Source organism: Streptomyces sp. TLI_053 (genome assembly GCF_900105395.1).
Classification (GTDB): Bacteria; Actinomycetota; Actinomycetes; order Streptomycetales; family Streptomycetaceae; genus Kitasatospora.
The window spans coordinates 1,521,596-1,542,276 of record NZ_LT629775.1 but is presented as its reverse complement, the minus strand read 5'-3'; the positions used below and the strand labels follow the sequence as shown (position 1 = coordinate 1,542,276).

Sequence of the window (20,681 nt, the reverse complement as noted above, 5' to 3'; positions counted from 1 at the left end):
GCCGGGGAGGGCCCGGCGGAGAGCCGCGGAGGTGCCGTGAGGGCGGACAGATCAGTGGAGTTCAGGCCCGGGACGATCGACCCGAGGCCGGTGCGGCGGGCCGCGTTCGCGGCGCTCGTACGACCACCGGAAGGGGCCTCGACCCTGCTGCTGTCGGACGCGGACACGGGTGAGCTCGTCGGGGTGGCAGGCCTGCCGGGCCGTCCCGAAGCGGTGCCGTTGGCGCTGTCCCGGGACGGCACCCACCTGCTGCTCCGCACCGGACCGGAGGACCGGCCGGCCCGGGATCTGGTGCTGCTCCGCCTCGCGACGGGCGAGCGGCAGGGGTTCGACGCGGGCACGGACGGCCTCGTCGAGCAGGCGGCGCTCTCTCCCGAGGGTCGTTCGATGGCCACCCTGGTCGACGAGGACGGCGTGCGGGTGGATGTCACCGACCTGGAGACGGGTGCACGGAAGCCGCTGTGGTCGGCCGGCGGCTGGCGGTCGGACAGCGGGGTGGCGTGGTCGCCCGACGGCACACTGCTGGCGGTGGGCTTCATCGACGAGGAGCAGGACCGCACAGACACGGTGGTGCTGTCCCTCGCGGACGGTTCGGCCCTCGCCCGCTACGAGGGGCTGGCGGCCCTGGGCAGCCCCAACGGAGCCTGGACCGGTGAGCGGGAACTACTGCTGGTCGAGGAGTTCTCCGACGAGAGCATTCCGCCGTTGTTCCTCCACGACGTGGCCACCGGAGGGGTCCGGCGCTTCGACCGGGTGCCCGAGCACGTGGGCGGGGCGCTCGCTGTCGCCGCCGGAAGGCTGGTCCAGGTTCTGCCCGGTGGCCTGTTCGGCTGCGCGCTGGACGGTACCGACCCCCGCCCCGTGCTCGGACTCCCCCCGACGTACGAGGTCGGATTCTTCGACGTGAGCGACCTGTTCTGACCTCGGCCGATCGGTCGCTTCGGTGGACCGGGTCTTCGGCACCGAACGATGCCCCGCTCCGGTCCTCGCAGAGGGCGGATCCGGGTGCGGCCTTCCGCCCGCACCCGGGGTGGCGGGGCGGGCTACAGGTGCGGGAGGACGAAGTCGTAGCCCGCCACCGAGTGGGCGTTGCCGGCCGGGCAGCGGCCGTTGGTGGGGTAGCCGTAGAAGTAGAGCCCGTAGCACTTCGGGCAGAAGCGCCAGTTGCGCTGCGAGCCGGGGGGTTCCGGGATGTCGTGGGGCAGGACGAAGTCGTAGCCGGCGGCCGCGTGGGCGTTCCCGGCGGGACAGCGGCCGTTGTCGGGGTAGCCCCAGAAGAACATGCCGTAGCACTTGGTGCAGAAGCGCCAGTTGTGCTGGGCGGTCGGCGTCTCGGGGATGTCGTGGGGGATGTTGAAGTTGAAGCCGGCCGCGTCGTGGCCGGCGCCCGCCGGGCAGGCGCCGTCGGTGGGGTAGCCGCGGAAGAACAGGCCGTAGCACTTGACGCAGAAGCGCCAGTCGGCCTGGCTCGCCAGGAGCTTGGCCTCCTTGGCGTCCTTGGCCGCGGCCGGTTCCGCCGCAGCCCCGATCGCGGCGACGGCGCCCAGGCCGGCCACCGCCGTGAGGCCGATCGCCCGGGTGAGGACCGCGCGGCGGCCCGGCCGGAGCCGGAGGTCGGGTGCGGGATCGTCGTCGTGGGTGTTCGGGAAGCCCATGCGGGTCCACCTCTCCGCCGGTGGTGGCCGGCGAATCATCAGGCAGGGATCGGTCAGGGTTTCGCAACGCCGAGTATCGAGTCGGTGCTGTACACGGTCAACGGAGCGCAGGCGCACGACCCGGCGTCCGGCGCTCCCGGCGCGCCCCCGGTCCGCCAGGTCATACGGTTAATGATGATCTTCGGCCATCGACCGCACTGTTTCCCGTCAATCCGGCTCCGATAAGGGGTATTGACGGCCATTCGGGCATCGGCCGCAAGAATCTGCGGCCGCACACGTCTTCCCCTGTTGATCGAGGACTGACAGGCTGTCCGGCGTTCGCAGAACCGGAGGAGGTTTCGTGTCCCGATTCACCGGCACGGTACTGGCGGTCACCAGTGCCCTCGCCCTCGTCGCAGGCTCGGCCGCGGCGGCCGTCGCAGCACCGGCCCCCGGCGCAGCCGCCGAGGCCAAGGTGGCACCGGTCGACTGGAAGCCGTGCAACCCCGACCCGAGCCAGCCGGACCCGAAGATCTACGACTGCGCCGTCTACCAGGTGCCGCTCGACTACGACCACCCCAAGGGCGAGACCACCGGCATCGCGATGATGCGCCGTCGCGCGAGCGACCCGGCGAAGCGGATCGGCTCGCTGTTCCTCAACCCCGGCGGCCCGGGCGGCAGCGGCTACCTGTGGGCGACCACCACCCGCTTCGGCAAGGACGTCCAGGACCGCTTCGACCTGGTCGGCTTCGACCCGCGCGGCGTGGCCCGCAGCAACCCGCTGAAGTGCTTCACCACCGACGAAGAGGCCGCGGGCGTCAACGACCGCATGATCGGCGTCCCGGTGACCAAGGCCGAGATATGGCAGACCATCGACGCCACCGAGGACTACAGCGACGCCTGTTCGCGCAACGCGGGCCCGCTCATCGAGCACATGTCGACCATCAACGTGGTCCGTGACCTCGACCGGATGCGGCGCGCCGTCGGCGACAGCAAGCTGAACTTCGCCGGCTTCTCCTACGGCACCCTGATCGGCGCCACCTACGCGGGCATGTACCCGGACAAGGTGCGCGCCCTGATCGTCGACGGCAACGTCGACCCCAACCTGCGGATGCACGACGGCGTCGAGTACGACCGCCAGCGCGCCGTCGGCTTCGAGGTCGCCCTGACCGAGTTCCTGAAGCGCTGCCAGACCGCGGGCGCCCCGCGCTGCGCCTTCGGCGCGGGCGACACCCGGGCCAAGTTCGACGCCCTCCGCGACCACCTGCGCACCAGCCCGATCACGCTGCCGGACGGCACCCAGGTCACCCTGTCGAGCTTCACCAGCCAGGTCGCCAGCTCCCTCTACGCGCAGCGCCTCCAGGCGCCGCTCGCGGTGTCGCTGCAGGCCGCCTACCAGGTGCTCAACGCCCCGGCCGCCGCCGCGCAGAGCCTCGTCGCCGCCGCGCCGGCTGCCGCGCCGACCGTCGACCCGGCCGTGGTCGAGAACGCCAAGGTGCTCGCGAAGACCGTGCCGAACGCCCTGCGCGAGGCGTTGCCGGAGACCCCGTACTCCGCCGACGACTCCTACTACGGCGTCAACTGTCAGGACAAGCCGTACCCGTCGAACCCGTGGACCCTGGCCAACCTGGCCAAGCCGTGGGAGAAGGAGTCGCCGACCTTCGGCCGCTACCAGGCCTTCGACGGCCCGACCTGCGCCTCCTGGCCGGCCCCGGCCCGCGACGCCGAGACCTTCACCGGCCCGTGGAACCGGAAGACCGCCACCCCGGTGATGGTCATCGGCAACCTCTACGACCCGGCCACCAACTACACCTTCTCGCAGCGCATGCAGCGCCAGCTGGGCAACGCGGTGCTGGTCTCGGTGGACGTGGTCGAGCACTGCGCCGTCGGCCGCAGCAAGGAGCTGGGCAAGCTGGTCACCGACTACCTGGTGAACCAGAAGGCCCCGGCCCCCGGCCAGCTGCTCAAGCCGGACGTCGAGGCCTTCCCGCCCGTCGCCTGACGCCACCCCGGAAACACCGAACGGCCCGCCCCCGGGAACAGCCTCCCGGGGAGCGGGCCGTTCGGCCGTCGGCGCTCAGTCCGACGGCGGACTGTCCGGCGCCACGCTGTACCGCCGAAGCACTTCGTCCGCCGTGGACCGGTCCAGCAGCCGCAGCTCCCACGGGCCCGTGTTGACGTCGAACTCCTTCCCGAAGCCCACCCACTTGCCGGCCATGTGGCGGCCCGTGGGGTCGACGAGCAGCTGGATCGCGCCGTGGTACCGGGCGCCCCGGTAGTAGCCGGCGTCTGCGGTCTGCTCCGTCCAGGTGCCGGTGACGACGTTGCGGTCGACCGTGAGGTCGAGCGTGAGCGGCGAGTCGGGGTTGGAGGAGGCGCCGGGCAGGGAGGTGGCCGTGATCCGGTTCCCGTGGTGTTCGAGCAGTACGTGGTGCAGCCCGGCGAAGGTGTTCGCCCGGCTGCTGCTGAAGAACTCGTAGTGGCTCAGCCATATCCCGCTGTAGTCGTCGCCCGCGGCGGCGGGAGCGGAAGCCGGGCGCCGCGAAGGCTGGTCTCTCGTCATGTCATGACCTCCGGCTCCGTCGTCCGTCACGCGAGACGGCGGCAAGTGGGTGGACTCGAAACCCAGCTGGTCCGCCGACAGCTTGGTCACGGCTTCCAATGCTCGAAGGTAGACCGGGCGCGGCGTGCGCACGTCGCCCGATTCCCACCGTTGGACGAGTCTCTTGCTGGCGTCGTTGGGTTCTCCGAGGGCTTGCCCGTACGACTCGCACCACAAGCAGGCGGCGGAAGGCCACGGGAACGTCCCCTTCCCGCCGAATGCCCGTTGAGATCACTGCGGCCGGGCGCCTGGAACAGCGCCCGGCCGTGGGCCCGGACGGGGCGTCCGGGCCCACGGTGCACGGCGTCAGCTGGTCAGCAGATCGCGTACGGCGTCGCTCACTTCGGGCAGCACGCCAGGCAGCGCCCACTGGTGGGCGTCGTGCTCGGTGAGTACGACCGGCTCGGACTTCTCCACGGTGACGGCGAAGTTGAACTGGCGCGTGGTCCCGCCGCTGCTGTTCCAGTAGTCGAAGTGCCCGATGTAGCTGATGACCTGGTCGACGGTCAGGCCGGTCTCCTCGGTGGTCTCCCGGTACATTGCGTCCAGGATCGTCTCCCCGGGCTCAACCTTGCCGGAAGGGATCTCCCACATCCCGCCCATGTAGTCGTCGGGGTTGCGGCGCACGAGCAGTACCCGGCCGTTGTGGTTGATCACGGCGGCGGCGACGAAGCCGGTGATTCCGGCGGCTTCGGCGTCGGCTGCCAGGCCGGCCACGAATTCGGGGGAGATGGTCAAAGCAGCTCCTTGTGGTGGTCGCTGATCTTGACGGCCGCGCGGACGTACTGCTCGGCCAGTTCGAGATCCTGTTCACGATGCCAGACCGGGAGCTTGATCGTGTGGGCGTGGGCGTACTCGGCGACGGGGAAGTCCCCAGCCCTGTAGCGACGGTGGGAGTGCGGGTGGCCGGGGAACAGCGGGCCGGGCTGCTGGTACAGCGGGAGCTGGTTCATGGGGCAGGTGGAGCCGGGCCGGTCGAACTCGGTGGCACCCTCGGCGATCAGCGCCGCGTGGAACCGTTCGATCGGCAGACCGCCGAGCACGTCGGGCCGGTAGGTCAACGTCAACCCGTACCAGGACGGGACCACTCCTTCGGGCATCTCGGTGACCTCCAGGCCCGGTATCCGGGCCAGCCGGCTGTTGAGGTAGCGGGCGATCTCCGCCCGTTCGGCGAGGTAGCCGTCGAGGCGGGCCAGCTGGTCGTGGGCGATGGCGGCGGCGATCGGGTGGATGCGGAGCTTGAGACCGGCCCCGGTGACCGCGTACCGCGCGAGCGGCTGGCCGTTCGGGATCTCGGACTTGGCACGCTTGTTGTAGTGCGCGAACGTGATGACCCGGTGGTAGGTGTCGTCGTCGTCCGTGAGGACGAACCCACCTTCGCCGCCTGACAGCGGTTTGGGGCCGTTGAGGGAGAACGCCGAGGCGAGGCCGAAGGTGCCGACCCTCTGCCCGGCGATGCTCGCGCCGTGCGCGTGGGAGCCGTCCTCCAGCATGATGAGGTCGTGGGCGCCGGCAACGGCGACGATGTCGGTCATGTCGGCGGGCTTGCCCCACAAGTGGGTGACCATGACCGCCCGGGACCGCGGCGTGATCAGCTCCTCGATCCGGTTCGGGTCGATGTTGCCGTCCGGCCCGGTCTCGCACAGCACCGGAACCGCCCGGAGGTGGAACAGCGGGGAGGCGGTGGCGTGGAAGGTCCAGGCCGGGACGATGACCTCATCACCGGGCTTGATCCCGGCAGCCCAGTAGCCGGCGTGCAGGGCCGCAGTGCCGGAGCTGGTGGTGACCGCGTGCCGGACGCCGAAGTACGCCTGCAGGCCGTCCTCCAGCTCGGCGACGATGCCGGACCGGCCCGGGACGGAGATCGCCTCCTCCAACTGGGCAGCGACCTTGGCGCGCGTGGTGTCGTCGATCGGCGGCCAGGTGAAGTGCGGGCCGGCGGCGGTGATGGTGGGCTGGCCGCCGAGCAGGGCGAGCGTGCTGGTCACAGCATCTCCCTCGGGTCGATATAGCATCCGGATGCCTTGGACCGGTAGCAGGAGGCGATGAATGCGGCGTGCGCGAGGTGCTGGTTCGGGCTGGAGGTGTTGGGCCGCTCGCCGTCCAGGACCCGGCAGAAGTAGTCGATCTGTGCAGCCGATGCCGACGCGGGCGCATGGGGGCGTGTCAGCTCCTCCGCGACCGCGCCGTCCAGGTCGAGCCGCTGGACCTGGCCCTTGGTCAGCAGCACCGAGCCGCGGGTGCCGACCACGTGCAGCCGCTCGGTCTTCGGGGCCACCCACCTGGACAGCAGTACCGAGCCGTACAGGCCGGCGTCGTAGCCGAGCTGGATGACGGCGGTGTCTTCCGCGTCGTATCCGCCGTCGGGGACAGCGGCAGTGGAGAACTCGGCGATGACCCGGCTGGGCATGCCGAAGTACCAAAGCAGCAGGTCGATCAGGTGGTAGCCCATGTCGATGATGCAGCCACCCCCGGCCTGTCGGACGTCCCCGCGCCATCCGCCTCCGGGGTCGTCGGTGTGGAAGGTGTACTGGCCGTCGATCAGGAACGGGGTACCGATCTGGTCCAGCAGCCCGGCGACGCTGCTGTGGATCGGGTTGAACCGCCGCTGGAGCGTGACCATCAGTTCGACCTGCCCGGCCTCGCAGACCCGGGCGAGCTCTCGGGCCTCCTCCACCGAGGTGGCGAACGGCTTCTCCTTGAGAACGTGGACACCCCGGGCGGCGCACTCCTGGACGACCTCCCGGCCGGCGTGGTGCGGGACGGCGACGACCGCGAAGTCCGGGGACAACGTGTCCAGCAGCTCACTGGCACGGGTGAATCCCGGGACCTGAAGCGCCTCCTGCCGCTGCCGCAGGGTGTCGGGGTTGCTGTCGCAGACGGCGACCAGCTCGGCTCTGCTGGAGCCGAGCAGGCCGGGCAGGTGGTCTTCGAGCGCTTGGTGGCCGAGGCCGATGACCGCAACGCGTCGTTTCATGCGCGGACTCCTTCCGCTGTGTGAAGGAACTTGTCGGTGCACGACGAGTAGAGCTCAACTTGCAGTGACCATCCAGGCGTTGTCCGTAGTCCCGGGGTGGTCCCGCCCGTACGCGCAGTACGCTCACGGTCACAGTCGATGATGGGATTGGCCCCGTGGACGACCAGATCCGGCACCCCCTCGCGTACGCCCGCGCGCTTCGCGGCTGGTCTCAGACCGATCTGGCGGCCCGCATCCACCGCGCCGCCAGGAACAGGCCCGAGGGCCTTCGCTCCGGTGCTGACAAGGCGGCCGTCAGCAAGTGGGAGAACTGGCGCAAGACGCCCGGCATCGAATCCCAGCTCCTGATCGCCGAAGCCTTCGACGTCCCGATCGCCGACCTGGAAGCCTGCGAGTGGCCTCATTGGCTGCCGGGGCAGGAACTGCCGGTGCCGCTCGGATCGGCGTTCACCGTCCTCGCACTTCGAGATGCACAGAGAGCCGCAATGGACCATCGCCGCCGCACCTTCATGGCCTTCAGCGCGCTCGCGCTGGCCGGCCTCTCCACCCAGTGGGCCGCCCTCGAGCCCGACCGGCTCACCACCACCCTGAACGGCAAGCGTGTCGATGCCGAGTTGGTCGACTGGCTGGAGGGCACCAGTGCCGAATTGACTGCTCTGCCCACCGAACAGCGCCAGCATACGGCGAAGTTGATGGATGCCCAGCTGGACACGGTGACCGACCTGCTGGAACAGGGCCGTTACACCGAATCCATCGGCCAGCGTCTGCACCTGCTCGCCGCCTCCTTGGCGAGCACCTGCGGCTGGCACCGCTTCGACCAGGGCCAGCACCATGCGGCGGGCAAGCTCTGGAATGCGGCTCTCACCAACGCGCACGCCGCACATGACCGCGACCTCGGCGCCGGCGTCCTCTCGGACTTCGCCTACCAGTCCATCTGGCTCACCCGGCCCGACGCTGCCGTCGAACCACTCAGCCAGGCCCTCATCCACACCCGTCACCCCACCGCCCGCTCCCTGCTTCACCTTCGCCGGGCCCGCGCGCATGCCGCCCTCGGCGCCGCCTCCTACTGTCGCCGCGACCTCGCCGCCGCCGAGACCGCCCTGCTGACCGACAGTCCCGACCCGGCTCCAGCCTGGTGTCGGTGGATGAGCACAGCGGACCTTGCCGTCGATTCCGGCCAGTGCATGCTCGATCTCGGCCACGTCGCCGAGGCCCACACCCGCATCGACGAAGGCATGAGTCTGCTGCCGCGCTCGCGTGACAAGACCCGTGGCATCTTCCTGACCTATGAGGCCCGCAGCCTGCTACAGGCACGCGACGTCGAGCAGGCTCTCGCCGTGACGAACCAAGCCCTCGACCTTGCCACCCGGATCGGTGCCGACCGGTGCGTCACCTTGGTGCGTGAACTCGCCCCGGCGTTCAAGCCCTACTGCCAGGTTGACGGCGTCGCCGACCTCATGGACCGCCTCAGGGTCAGCTGAGCGGGTGAACCGGGGCTCCGTCAATCAGGTACTCCCCGGCACCCCGGTCGGGCCCTGCTCCGACCGGGGCCCCTCATGCGGGATCAGAGGTCGCCGAGCGGGAACTCCGGGTCGGCGAGGGCCTTCGTGTCCACCGTCCGTCCCGAGCGGATCAGGGTGCGGATCGGGTCGACCACGTCCCAGACATTCACGTTCATGCCGGCCAGGACCTTCCCCTCACTCAGCCAGAAGGCGATGAACTCGCGGGTGGCGGGATCCCCCCGGAACACCACCCGGTCGTAGCCGCCGGGCTCGACCCAGCCGACGTACTCCAGGCCGAGGTCGTACTGGTCCGAGAAGAAATAGGGAACACGGTCGTACACCGCGTCCTCGCCGAGCATCGCGCGGGCCGCCGTCTGGGGCTGGTTGACGGCGTTGGCCCAGTGCTCGACGCGGATGTGCCGCCCCAGCAGCGGGTGGTAGGCGTTGGCGACGTCGCCGGCCGCGTGGATGTCCGGGTCCGAGGTGCGCAGGTGCTCGTCGGTCTTGATGCCGTTCTCCACCTCCAGCCCGGCGGCCTCGGCGAGTTCGGTGTCCGGGGAGATGCCGATGCCGACCACCACCGCGTCCGCCGGGACCGTGGTGCCGTCCGCCAGCCGGACGCCGGTCACCCGGCCGTCCGTGCCGGTCAGTTCGGCGACCTTCGCCTCGAACCGCAGGTCCACGCCGTGGTCGCGGTGCAGGTCGGCGAAGACCTGTGCCACCTCGCGGCCGAGCACCCGCAGCAGCGGCAGTTCCGCCGCCTCCAGTACGGTCACCTCCGCGCCCGCCGCCCGGGCCGCGGCCGCCGTCTCCAGACCGATCCAGCCCGCGCCGATCACCACGATCCGGGCGCCCGGACGGAACGCCTTGCGGAGCCCGTCGCTGTCCTCGACCCGGCGCAGGTAGTGCACGCCCGGGAGGTCGGCGCCCGGTACCGGGAGCCGGCGCGGCACCGATCCGGTGGCCAGCAGCAGCTTGGAGTACGCCAGTTCGCCGTCGGCGGCCAGGGAGACCGTGCGGTCGGCCGGGTGGATCGCGGTCACCCGGGTGCCGAGCCGCAGCGTCACGTCGTGCTCCGCGTACCACTCCGGCGGGTGGACGTAGATCTTCTCCCGCGAACTCTTGCCCAGCAGATACCCCTTGGAGAGCGGCGGACGCTCGTACGGGCGCTCGTGCTCGGCGCCGATCAGCACGATGCCGCCGGTGAATCCGGCCTCGCGCAGCGCCTGCGCCGCCTTCGCGCCGCCGAGGGAGGCGCCGACGATCACGATGGGACGCTGCCGCCCGGCACCGTCGGTACCCGTACTGTCCGTGGCCATGCTGAACTCCTCGCTCTGCGGCGGAAACCACGGACAGCCTGCCGCCGCCCGGCGGGCCTGTCGAGACGACGTCCGGCGCGCCGCCCCGGCTCCCCCGAACGGGTGACGCGACCCCGGAGCGGGCGAGAAGTCAGGGAGTCGTCGCGTCCCGGACCAGGGCGGTGTCCGTGAACTGCTCGAACCGCACGATCCGTCCGCCGCGCACCGTGAAGTGGTGCGCCACCCGCACGTTCAGCGGCCGCCGGGTGGCCTTGTGCACCGCCGTGTAGCGGGCCAGCACCACCACGTCCTCGCCGCTGACCACGTACCGGTCGTCGTGCGCGGTCCAGTCCTCCCACTCGGCGGCCAGCCGGTCCATCACCCCGCCCGTGACGCCCTTCGGCGTCCGGTAGGTGCCGGCCAGCGGGAAGCCCGCCATCTCCGTCCACTCCACGTCCTCGGCGAGCGTCGCCCGCAGCGCGGCCAGGTCGCCCCGCGCCGAGGCCAGGTACTGGCGGCGGACCACGTCGGCCGGGGCGTCCGACTCGGCGAACGCGGCCGCGGCCCTCGGAATCTCGATCATCGCGCTCAGCCCCAGACCAGCTCGCCCTTGGCGACCTTCGTCCCGAGGTCGACCGCCAGCGGCATGCCCAGCCCGGGGAACCGCCGGTCCAGCGCCTCCCGCGCCGAGGCCGCGTCCGGCGCCCGGCCGACCTCGGTCTCGAAGGCCCGCAGGTAGTCGCGGGTGTGGTCGATCGAGGAGGTGTCGGTGGGCGCGTCGGTGGTCCGGTGCCCGGCCACCACGAAGTCCGGCTCCAGCGCGGCCATGCCGTCCAGCAGGTCGATCCAGGCCGCGCGCTGCTCCGGCGTCGGGGTGTCGGCCGTCCACACGTGCAGGCCCTGGAACAGCAGCACCCCGCCGAACAGCGCCCGGTGGTGGTGCTGCCAGAGGTAGTGCCGGTCCGGCAGGTGGAAGTCGGCGCCGCGCAGCTCGAAGCGGTGGCCCTCGAAGACCAGCTCGTCGCCGGGCAGCACCTCCGGGAGGACCAGCCGGGTCGGCAGCTCGGGGCCGAGGTGCGCCCAGGCGCGGAGCTTGGGCTCGAAGGTCTCCTGGATGTGCTCGACGGTCGACGCGGTGGCCAGGAACCGGGCCTCCGGGAAGGCGTCCCGCACCTCCTGGGCGCCGAAGTAGAAGTCAGGGTCGCCGTGGCTGACGAAGACCGTGGTCAGCCGCTTGCCGGTGGCCCGGATCCGCTCCACCAGGCGCCGCCCGTCGGACCGGGTGAACCCGGCATCCACCAGCAGTGCGTCCTGGGGGCCGGTGACCAGCACGGACGTCTTGTTGAGCGAGCTGTCCGGGCTGTCGATGACCTCGAAGTCGAGGGCACTCATGAACGGTCTCCTTCCTCGCGGCCGGGCGCGTCGTCCCGCGCACCGGGTGCGTATGTCTCGCGTGCCGGGGTGCGTACGCCTCGCCGCCCAGCATCGGCGAACCGGCGCCCGCCCGCACCCCGGGACGACGCACCCCCGCACCCCGGGACGACGGCCGAAAGCGCCGGGGCGACGGCGCCCGGTCGCGCCGCGGGCCGGCGGCTCACCCGCGCGGGCGCAGCCGGATCACGGCGACCGAGGAGAGCAGGGTGGCAGCGGCCAGTACGGGCCAGAGCGCACCCGGACCGACGGCCAGCAGCGCGGTCAGCGCCGCCGGAGCCAGGGCGCGGCCGACGCCCATCGACAGCTCCCAGCGCGCCAGCGCCCGGCCCAGCAGGTGCGGCGGGGCGGTCGCGGCCACCAGTGCCGTCCCCGCGCCGGAGTAGAGGATCTCGCCGAACGTGTACAGCACCGACACCGCCGCCACCGCGCCCGCCGCGGCCGTGCCGCCGAGCCCGCCCGCCGCCCAGAAGCCCAGGTAGGAGAGGGTGAGCGCGATCCCGCCGGCAGCCAGCACGGTGTGCCGCGACCGCTCGCGGAACCGGAGCACCACGGCCAGCTGGAGGGCGATCACCAGCACGGTGTTGCCGACGAAGATGCCGGAGGACCAGGCGGCGGAGGCGTGCAGGTGCAGCACCAGCAGGGCCGGCAGGGCCACCTCCAGGACGTCGAAGGTGAAGGCGAAGGGGAGGTTGGCGACGCTGAGCAGGGTGATCCGGCGCAGCGCCGCATCGGCGGCGGAGACGGCGGAGACGGGGGAGACGGGGGAGACGGGGGAGGGGGAAGGAGCGGGAACGGCGGGGGTGGTCGCGGCGGACCGTGGTGCGGACACCCGGAGCGAGTGCACCAGCCCCGCCGCCAGCAGGCAGGCCGCCGCGGTGACGCCGGCGAGCAGCTTCAGCGTCCCCGTGCCGCCGGCCACCGCGAGCGTCGCCAGCAGCGCGCCCGCGCCCAGCCCGGCGTTGCGCAGCGTCCGTCCGGCGGCCAGGGCGGCGTCCCTGGTTCGGCCCTCTGTGAGCGTCGACACCACGGCCGCGTGGGTGGCGGGCCAGGACTGGCTGCCCACGCCGAGCAGCACCGCGGCCGCCGTGAACCCGGGCAGCCCGTCCGCCAGCAGCAGGGTCACCGACCCGGCCGCCCGGACCAGCAGCGTCGCCGCGGCGGGCAGGCTGCGCGCGCCGAGGTCGATCCACCGGCCGGTCAGCGGGAGCACCAGCAGCCCCGCGACCATGCCGGCGGACATCGCGAGGCCCGCCGATCCGGCGTCCAGGGCGAGGACACCGATGCCGTAGAGCAGCAGGAACGGCCGCAGCAGTCCGGTGCCGAGGGCGTCCACCACCAGGGCTGCGGCGTAGCGGGGCCCGCCGGCGGCGGTCAGCAGACCGAGCAGCGCGGCCGGTCCGCTCCGAGGACGCTCGACGGGGCGCTCGACAGGGCGCTTGGCAGGGCGTTCGACGGGGTGCTCGCCGTGGGGCACGGGAGCGGTCGGAGGGGAGGGCTCGGGGACGGGGGACGGGGCGTCGGGCTGCCGCTTCGGGCTCTGGATCAGGCTCATGGCCGGTACCGTCCGCCCGCACCCGGCCCGCGCGCACGTCGATTGACGAGTCCCGTCAATCGACGCCGGACCGGTCCGCCGCAGGTGACAGGATCGGGGCGTGAGCCTGACCATCGACATCACCGGCCTGCCCGACGAGCGGCTGCTCTTCACGCCCTCGCCGCTCGCGGAACTCAGCGCCATGCTGCATGTCCTCGCCGAACCGGCGCACCACCCGGACCTGCACGGCTGGGCGGCGAGCACCACCGCCACCGTGCCGCCCGCGCTGGCCGAGCGGCTGGCCGAGGCCGAGTTCCTCTGGCGTTCCTCGCGCGCCGACTTCCTCGTCCCCGGCATCCCCGGCGCCACCCTCGCCGAGGAGCTCGACGCCGTCGACCGGATCGACGACGAGCAGTACGTCCGGGCGGCGCTCGTGACGACCTGCGGCGTCTCCCGGATCACCCGCCGGACGGCCTCGCCGCTCACCGACCCGGTCGAGCAGGAACGGGCCCGGGAGCTGGCGCTCGCCCGGGGCCCCCGCCAGGCGGACTTCGCGGACTGGCTGCTCACGGACCCGCCCGCCGTCCGGGCCACGGTCCGGCGGATGCTGGAGGACTGCGCGGAGACCTTCTTCGCCGACGCCTGGCGCCGGGTGCTGCCCGAACTGGCCGCCGACGCCCGGCGCAAGACCGACCTGCTGGTGCGGCACGGCGCGGTCGAGGCGCTGGCCGCCGTCTCCTCCTCGGTCGTGCTGGAGGACGCGGGCGAGGGACGGCGCCGGATCGTCGTCGACAAGCTCCAGGACAACGCGACCAGCGCGACCGGCGCGGGCGGTGTCACCTTCGTCCCGACCGCGTTCGGCCGCCCGCACCTGCTGGTGGTGTCCGCGGCCGGCTGGCGTCCGGTGGTGCAGTACCCCGTGGCCGCGCCGGGCGTGCCCGAACCGGTCTCGCTCGCGGTGGTGCAGCAGCGGCTGGAGGCGCTCGCCCACCCCGTCCGGCTCCGGCTCGCCCGCACCATCGCGCGGGGCCCGCACACCACCGGCGAGCTGGCGGCGGCCTGGCAGCTGAGCGCGCCCGAGGTGTCCCGGCACCTGGCGGTGCTGCGCCGGGCCGGGCTGCTGACCACCCATCGGCGCGGGCGCTACATGCTGTACCAGCTGGACCTGGCGGGCAGCGCCCGGCTGGGCACCGATCTGCTGGAGGCGGTGCTGCGGTGACGGGGCCGCGTCGACGGGGAACACCGGCCGGGCCGAGCACGTTCGTGCGGGCATGACCACTGACGCCACTTCTGCCACTGACGCCACTGACGCGACCGATGCCACTGACGCGACCGATGCCACCGATGTCGCTCCCGCCGTTCCCGAGATCCTCCGCTACGCCGCCTTCGCCACCGACCCGGCCGGCGGGAACCCGGCGGGCGTGGTGCTGGACGCCACCGGCCTGAGCGCCGACCGGATGCTGGCGATCGCGGCCGAGATCGGCTACTCCGAGACGGCGTTCCTGGTCCCGGGCCCGGCTGCCGGGGAGTACGCCGTCCGCTACTTCAGCCCCCTGGTCGAGGTGCCGTTCTGCGGCCACGCCACCGTCGCCTCCGCCGTGGCGCTCGCCGAGCGGGTCGGCCCCGGCCGCTTCCTCTACCGCACCGCGTCGGGCGAGGTGCCGGTCGAGGTGACGGCGGACGCGGACGGCGGCCTTCGCGCCACCCTCACCAGCGTCGAACCCCGGGTGGAGGAGGCCGGGCCGGCGGACGTCGAGGAGGCGCTCGCGCTGCTCGGCTGGGCCGCCGAGGACCTCGATCCCGCACTGCCGCCCCGGTACGCCTACGCGGGCGCACGCCACCTCGTCCTCGCCGCCGGGACCCGTGACCGGTTGGCCCGGCTCGACTACGACTTCGACGGGCTCGCGGCTTTCATGACGGCCCGGGACCTCGTCACCTTCCAGCTGGTGTGGCGGGCCGCCCCCGACGTCTTCCACGTCCGCAACCCCTTCCCGGTCGGCGGCGTGGTCGAGGACCCGGCCACCGGGGCGGCCGCGGCCGCCTTCGGCGCCTACCTCCGCGACCTGGGTCCGGCCGCCGCCCCGGCGGTGCTCACCCTCCACCAGGGCGAGGACATGGGCCGACCGGGCACGCTCCTGGTCGATCTGGGCAGTGCGGCGCCGCGGGTGCGGGTGTCCGGCGCGGGGGTCGCGATCGGCCAGGAGGGCCCTGTGTCGTGACTCTTGAGTGAGGGTCAGGCGGCGGCGCGCCGGGGGCGTCCGACGGGCTCGGCGGCGGGTGAGACCGAGCGGAAAATATGGTGGTGTGAAGAGATCTTTGCAGGCCCTATGCTTCGTGCGTTCACGTCGTCTTCGCACGAAGCAAGGTCTGCCGGATGAAGCTCCCCAAGGTGTCCGCCGTGGTCGCGGCCGCCGTCCTGGCCCCCGCCGTCCTCTTCCCCTCGTCGGCCTCCGCCGCCGACGCCCCGCGGCCCACCGGGGCCTCCGGAGCCGACACCGCCGCCGACAAGCCGGACGGCTCCGGTACCCAGGAGGAACAGGACCGGGCGGAGATCCAGCGACTGCTGGCCGACCCGTCGACCGGCGAGACCGTGCGGGAGGCGGCGCAGAAGGCGCTGGCCGCGGGAACCCCCGCCGCCCTGCGGCAGTTCCTGGCGACCGACCTCCAGTCGGCGCGCGAGGGCGACGACCGGCTCAGGACCACCCGGATCATGGCGGCCGGTGGCCCGGCGGTGAAGAAGGCCGCCGGCGCCGCGATGCTGGGCTCCTGGGCGGACGTGGTGAAGTTCCTCAAGGAGGGCCAGTACGTGGCCCGGGCCCAGGACGACCGGGCGGAGATCGAGGCGATCCTCGCCGACCCGGCCACCGGCCGGAGTGTGCGCGAGGCGGCGCAGAAGGCGCTGGACGCCGGTACCCCCGCCGCGCTGCGCGAGTTCCTGACGGTCGGCCGGCAGGACGCCCAGCTGACGGATGACCGGGTCAGGACCGCCCAGATCTTCAGCGTCGGTGGTCCGGCAGTGAAGGAAGCCGCCCTGGCCGCGATGGCCGGCTCGTACGCGGACGTGGTGAGGTTCCTCAAGGAGGGCCAGTACGTGGCCCGGGCCCAGGACGACTGGGCGGAGATCGAGGCGATCCTCGCCGACCCGGCCACCGGTCGGAGTGTGCGCGAGGCGGCGCAGAAGGCGTTGGACGCCGGTACCCCCGCCGCGCTGCGGCACTTCCTGGAGTCCGAGCTCCCCGTCAAGCGTGAGAGTGACGACCGGCTCAGGCTCGTCCAGATCATGTCCCAGGGCGGTCCCGCCGTGCGGGACGCCGCGAACGACGCGATGAACGGCTCGTACGCGGACGTGGTGAGGTTCCTGAAGGAGGGCCAGTACACGGCCCGGGCCCAGGACGACCGGGCGGAGATCGAGCGGCTGCTCGCCGACCCGGCGACCGGCCGGGGCGTCCGGGAGACGGGCCAGAAGGCGTTGGACGCCGGCACTCCCGCCGCGCTGCGGCACTTCCTGGAGTCCGAGCTTCCCGTCCAGCGGGAGCACGACGCCCGGGTGGCGCTGAGCCAGATCGTGTCCAAGGGTGGTCCCGCGGTGCGGGCCGCCGCGAACGCCGCGATGAGCGGCTCGTACGCGGACGTCGTGAAGTTCCTCCAGGAGACCCAGTACACGGCCCGCGCCCAGGACAACCGGGCGCAGGTCTCGGAGATCGCCGAGACCGGTGGACCGGCCGTCAAGAAGGCCGCGCTCGCCGCGTTGAACGGCAACGACCAGGCGGTCGCGACCTTCCTCAACGAGGGCTGGGCCAAGGCGCGGGCCGAGGACGACGCCGCGGCCGAGGCCAAGCCCGGTACCGGGCCGACGGCTCGTCCGACGGAGCAGCCGGCCACCACTCCGGCGACCGCCCCGGCCGCGCAGAACGGCGGCGCCGGCGGCCAGGTCGTCCAGGCGGCTGTCACCACCACCGGCAAGGGCACCGGCACCGCCGCTGTCACCCGGACCACCACCGGCACCACCGTGACCGCCGGCTCCGGCCGGCTCGCGGCCACCGGCACCGAGGGCCTCGGCCTGGAGGCCGGCGGCGCCGCCGCGGCCGTCGCCGCCGGTGCGGCGCTGGTCGTGGTGTCCCGTCGCCGTCGCGCCGAGGAGAGCTGACCCGTCCTCGGTATCGTCCGGCTCCCGGCCCCCGGCGCCGTGCGGGCGGCCGGGAGCCGGACGGGCCGGTTCAGCCCGCCGAGAGGTAGAAGGTGTCCCCCGACAGGGCGGCGTACTCGCTGATCTGGTTGGGGGCCGTGCCCGGGGTGAGCTCGCGGTCCAGGCTTGTCCGGGCGTCCAGAACCACGCTGCCGTTCTGGGTGCGGCCGTAGACCGCTCCGTGCCAGACGGCCGTGACCGAGGGGGCCACCCGTTCCCCGGCGCCGGCCGAGGTCGGGATCTGCCACAGGACGGTGACCCCGGCCGCGTCGATGCCGAGCAACTGTCCACCGTCCGCTCCACTGGCCTGGCACACGGTCGTGGCCCGACCGTCGAACCGGCAGCTGTCGGTGTCCAACGTGTACTTCTCGGCCAGCGCCGGCAGGGGCAGGCTCTCCCCGGTCCCGGTGGACAGCAGGGTGGGCTCCCGTTGCCCACGGGCGAGGATCTTGTCGGTGGCGAACACGGACAGGTTCGTCTTGACCTCGCCGGTCAGCGCCTTCCAACGGACCGCGCCGTCGGCGGTCGAGAGTGCCTTGACCTCCAGGGGCATGTCGTGGAAGTAGGTGTCCCACTTCCCGGTCGTGGAGGAGACCCCGACGACGGTGTCGCCCTGGAGCACTTGGGCCTCGAAGTTCGCCGCCTTCCAGGCGACCGTGCCGGTGGCCAGGTCGATCGCGTAGCTGGTGGGAGGGCCGGACAGGCTGGCGGCGACCACGAGGGCCCGGCCTGCGGCGATGCCCGCGACGGCGGGTACCTGCTTGCCGATCGTGCCGTCGTCGACGGTGACCCGGCCGGCCTCCTCGTGGGTGTCGAGGTCGAGGATGTCGACCTCGACACCGTAGTGCTCGGAGACGGTGCCCTCGCCGGGGACGGTCAGCGGGAACGCGGCCACGGCGTATCGCTTCCCGCCCGCAGTGCCCACGGCAGGGCGTGCGGGTCCGAGGCCCCCGGACATCCAGGTCGACCATCCGTACAACGACCCCTCGGGGAGTTTCCCGTGGGAGGTCATCGAGGCCGTCTGTGCGCCGTCCCGGACGTCGTACGAGACCAGGCTCTCGGCACCCACCACGGAGACCACGTCGAGGCCGTCCAGCACGAGGGGACGGACATCGGCGTCGCCACTGCCGGCGACGACCTGGGTGAACTTCACCGGCGGGTCGGCCCGGACGGGTTCGGGCCTCGGCGGGCCGGAAGGCTGCGAGGCGGACGGACCGGTGGTGGCCGACGGACTGCCGCCCGAGCCACCGCCGGGCGTCGCGGGGGCACCGGAGGCCGGGACGGGCGCGCCGGCAGCCGCACTTGACGGGGCCGCCTTCGGGTCCGGCGAGTCGTCGGTGAGGAGCCTGGTGCCTCCGTAGCCCGCCGCCACCACGAGGACCAGGGCGAGGATCAGGAGCAGGACCGTGCGGGGGTCGCCCCTGCGGATGTTCTGGATCAGCTGGTCGCCGAGCGCCAGGTTCCCCGTGTTGCGGGACCTGCCGTCGATGATGATGCCGTCCCGGCCGATCCGCGGCGGGTCGGCGGGCGGCGGCGGGGTGGACGGCAGTGGCGGGACCTGTGCCGCCGGAGCCGGGACCGGTACGAGCGCCGTCAGCTGGACCGCGAACTGCGGCTCGGTGGACATCACCTGCACCAGGACCCGGCAGAGTTCCGCCTGGGCGGCCGGTTCCTGCGGACCGGAGTCGAAGGCCGCCACGGCGGCCCGGCCGTCCGGCTCCGAGGAGAGCCGCCGCCGAACGGCCTCCCCCGCGGCCTCGGCCACGGCGCGGCCGGTGGTTCCCACGATCCCCGATGCCACGTCGGTCATGAGCCCGACAACAGTCGAGGCAAGATCTGACTCGCTCAAAACGCCCCCCCGGCAAAGTCATTGACACTCAAGCGTGGCAGCAGGAGCCGCCCGCGTCCGCCCTCCGCTCGACCACTGCGACCGAATCGTGACCACCCGTCGCCGTCCGGCCACCCGCCGGACCTCGGTCGGCCACCGTGGACCGTGGAGCGGGCAGTGGAGTGGACCGCGAATCGGAGGGCGAGCGTCAGAGCACGGCCGGGTGCCGAACCGCCCCGGTGGCCCCCGTCGGCCGTCGGCCGTCGGGAAAACGTGTGGCGTCGATCGGCGGGGGTGCGAGAGCCTGCGCGGGTGGATCAGGAAACAGGTCGGACGGCTGCCGTCCATCTCACCCATGACGGCGACTACCTGGGGCTGCTCGGCCCCTTCGGGCTGACGGACCCTTGGTGGTCGTCGGTCGGCACGCTCACCGAGCGCCTCTCGGCGGAGGCCGGGGTACCGGTGGTCGTGGTCAGGCTGGTCGGGGTGACGGGTGGTGAGGGCTGTTCGGGCGGGCACACGGTGTACCACGCCGAGGCGCTGGAGCGGCCGGCGGACCGGGCGCCGAGGCCGGCCGGGCCGGAGGCGGAAGCGCTGCTGGGTCCGGCCGAGCGGCGGGCCGGGTGGGCCACGCCCGCCGGGCTGCGGGCGGCGCTCGACTGGGCGGAGCGGGCGCTGACGGCGGTCGGGCGGCCGGTCACCGGGCCGGTCGAGCAGGTGCGGACGTGGAACCTGTCCGGGGTGTTCCGGCTGCCCACGGCCGCCGGACCGGCCTGGCTGAAGGTGATCAACCCGGCTTTCAACGCCTCCGAGGGGGAGGTGATCGCGCTGTTCGGCGCCGCCGCCGGCCCGGCGCTGGTGCCGACCGTGCTCGCCGCCGACCCGGCGCACGGGCGGGTGCTGCTCGACGACGTACCGGGCGAGGACTGCTGGGGCCCTTCGGCCGAGGAGGTGGCGCAGGCCGTGGCGGGCCTGGTCACCGCACAGGTGGCGCTGGCCGCCGAAGGCCGGGCCGGTGCGGCCGGGCTGCCCGACCGCACCCCCGGTGCGGTGGCCGCCGCCGTCCCGGGCCTGCTCGACCGGCTGGCCGCGACGGCCGAGCTGACGGGCGAGGAACTGGACGCCGCGCGGGCCCTGGCCGCGCGCCTGCCGGAGCTGGTCGGGGAACTCGCGGCCTGCGGACTGCCGGAGACCGTGGTGCACGGTGACTTCCACCCCGGCAACTGGCGTTCCGACGGCTCCGGGCTGGTGGTGATCGACTTCGCCGACACCTGTTTCGGCCACCCGGTGACGGACGGGCTGCGGCCGCGCGGCTTCGTGGACGGGGAGCGTTGGGAGCAGGCGGCCGGGGAGTGGGCCCGGGCCTGGCGCGAGCGGGTGCCGGGGTGCCTGCCGGAACGGGCGCTGGAGCTGGCCGGGCCGCTGGTGCACTTCGGCTACGCCCTGCGGTACCAGGAGTTCCTGGACCACATCGAGGACAGCGAGCGCCCGTACCACGAGGGCGATCCGGCGGCGGAGGTCCGGCACGCGGTGGCGGCGGCGGGCTGACCCCGGCGCCCGGACGGCCCCCCGGCCCCCCGGCCCCCCGGCCCCCCGGCCCCCCGGCCCCCCGGCCCCCCCGGCCCCCCGGCCCCCGGACTGCCGGATGCCCGGACCCCGGGGCCCGCCGGCTTCGGAGGTCCCGACGGC

At 73.1% G+C, this 20,681-nt stretch carries 17 protein-coding genes; 7 read left to right on the top strand and 10 right to left on the bottom strand.

The features are described 5' to 3' along the window. Window positions 1-54: 54 nt before the first annotated feature. Window positions 55-921, top strand: a complete 867-nt coding sequence (locus BLU95_RS05920) for a WD40 repeat domain-containing protein (RefSeq protein WP_093859034.1) — start codon at window positions 55-57, stop codon at window positions 919-921. A gap of 122 nt (window positions 922-1,043) precedes the next feature. On the opposite strand, the gene BLU95_RS05915 is transcribed toward BLU95_RS05920, so the two are convergent. Beyond that, a complete protein-coding gene (locus BLU95_RS05915) occupies window positions 1,044-1,655 on the bottom strand; it encodes a hypothetical protein (protein WP_093859033.1) in 612 nt (203 codons plus the stop codon). A 340-nt stretch (window positions 1,656-1,995) separates the two neighbouring features. Between BLU95_RS05915 and BLU95_RS05910 the strand changes: the two genes are divergently transcribed. Continuing rightward, a complete protein-coding gene (locus BLU95_RS05910) occupies window positions 1,996-3,636 on the top strand; it encodes an alpha/beta fold hydrolase (RefSeq protein WP_231978340.1) in 1,641 nt (546 codons plus the stop codon). Window positions 3,637-3,711: 75 nt separating this feature from the next. On the opposite strand, the gene BLU95_RS05905 is transcribed toward BLU95_RS05910, so the two are convergent. The 4 genes from BLU95_RS05905 to BLU95_RS05890 all read right to left on the bottom strand — a co-directional run bounded on the left by BLU95_RS05905 (window position 3,712) and on the right by BLU95_RS05890 (window position 7,213). Further along, complete coding sequence (locus BLU95_RS05905) at window positions 3,712-4,413, bottom strand: XRE family transcriptional regulator (RefSeq protein ID WP_502689808.1); 702 nt, start codon at window positions 4,411-4,413, stop codon at window positions 3,712-3,714. Between the two features lie 129 nt (window positions 4,414-4,542). Then, a complete protein-coding gene (locus BLU95_RS05900) occupies window positions 4,543-4,974 on the bottom strand; it encodes an NUDIX hydrolase (RefSeq protein WP_093859032.1) in 432 nt (143 codons plus the stop codon). Next, window positions 4,971-6,224, bottom strand: coding sequence for a DegT/DnrJ/EryC1/StrS family aminotransferase (locus BLU95_RS05895; RefSeq protein WP_093859031.1), 1,254 nt, complete (start codon window positions 6,222-6,224; stop codon window positions 4,971-4,973). Before BLU95_RS05895 ends, BLU95_RS05900 begins: the two co-directional genes overlap by 4 nt. Beyond that, on the bottom strand, window positions 6,221-7,213 hold the full coding sequence (locus tag BLU95_RS05890) for a Gfo/Idh/MocA family protein (protein WP_093859030.1): 993 nt from the start codon (window positions 7,211-7,213) through the stop codon (window positions 6,221-6,223). The genes BLU95_RS05895 and BLU95_RS05890 overlap by 4 nt, the downstream gene beginning before the upstream one ends. 155 nt (window positions 7,214-7,368) lie before the next feature. Here BLU95_RS05890 and BLU95_RS05885 point away from each other — a divergent pair, with 155 nt between their 5' ends. Then, a complete protein-coding gene (locus tag BLU95_RS05885) occupies window positions 7,369-8,694 on the top strand; it encodes a helix-turn-helix transcriptional regulator (RefSeq protein ID WP_093859029.1) in 1,326 nt (441 codons plus the stop codon). Window positions 8,695-8,777: 83 nt separating this feature from the next. Here the strand turns inward: BLU95_RS05885 and BLU95_RS05880 are convergent, their stop codons facing one another. The 4 genes from BLU95_RS05880 to BLU95_RS05865 form a co-directional block, all read right to left on the bottom strand. Further along, window positions 8,778-10,034, bottom strand: a complete 1,257-nt coding sequence (locus BLU95_RS05880) for an NAD(P)/FAD-dependent oxidoreductase (RefSeq protein WP_093859028.1) — start codon at window positions 10,032-10,034, stop codon at window positions 8,778-8,780. Between the two features lie 130 nt (window positions 10,035-10,164). Then, entirely contained in the window at window positions 10,165-10,596 is a 432-nt protein-coding gene (locus tag BLU95_RS05875; protein WP_093859027.1) for a nuclear transport factor 2 family protein, read from the bottom strand. 5 nt (window positions 10,597-10,601) lie between these two features. Next, on the bottom strand, window positions 10,602-11,405 hold the full coding sequence (locus BLU95_RS05870) for an MBL fold metallo-hydrolase (RefSeq protein WP_093859026.1): 804 nt from the start codon (window positions 11,403-11,405) through the stop codon (window positions 10,602-10,604). A gap of 202 nt (window positions 11,406-11,607) precedes the next feature. Continuing rightward, on the bottom strand, window positions 11,608-12,999 hold the full coding sequence (locus BLU95_RS05865) for an MFS transporter (RefSeq protein WP_093859025.1): 1,392 nt from the start codon (window positions 12,997-12,999) through the stop codon (window positions 11,608-11,610). Between the two features lie 100 nt (window positions 13,000-13,099). Between BLU95_RS05865 and BLU95_RS05860 the strand changes: the two genes are divergently transcribed. From BLU95_RS05860 to BLU95_RS05850, 3 genes are all read left to right on the top strand, one after another. Continuing rightward, window positions 13,100-14,197, top strand: a complete 1,098-nt coding sequence (locus BLU95_RS05860; protein ID WP_093859024.1) for a DUF5937 family protein — start codon at window positions 13,100-13,102, stop codon at window positions 14,195-14,197. Between the two features lie 52 nt (window positions 14,198-14,249). Beyond that, a complete protein-coding gene (locus BLU95_RS05855) occupies window positions 14,250-15,197 on the top strand; it encodes a PhzF family phenazine biosynthesis protein (RefSeq protein WP_093859023.1) in 948 nt (315 codons plus the stop codon). Between the two features lie 155 nt (window positions 15,198-15,352). Then, complete coding sequence (locus BLU95_RS05850) at window positions 15,353-17,125, top strand: ALF repeat-containing protein (RefSeq protein WP_093859022.1); 1,773 nt, start codon at window positions 15,353-15,355, stop codon at window positions 17,123-17,125. A gap of 70 nt (window positions 17,126-17,195) precedes the next feature. On the opposite strand, the gene BLU95_RS05845 is transcribed toward BLU95_RS05850, so the two are convergent. Next, window positions 17,196-18,974, bottom strand: coding sequence for a PQQ-binding-like beta-propeller repeat protein (locus BLU95_RS05845; RefSeq protein ID WP_093859021.1), 1,779 nt, complete (start codon window positions 18,972-18,974; stop codon window positions 17,196-17,198). 330 nt (window positions 18,975-19,304) lie between these two features. On the opposite strand from BLU95_RS05845, the gene BLU95_RS05840 reads away from it, so the two are divergent. After that, the gene (locus tag BLU95_RS05840) at window positions 19,305-20,540 is read left to right on the top strand and encodes an aminoglycoside phosphotransferase family protein (protein ID WP_093859020.1); all 1,236 of its coding nucleotides are present in this window, start codon (window positions 19,305-19,307) and stop codon (window positions 20,538-20,540) included. Window positions 20,541-20,681: the final 141 nt, after the last annotated feature.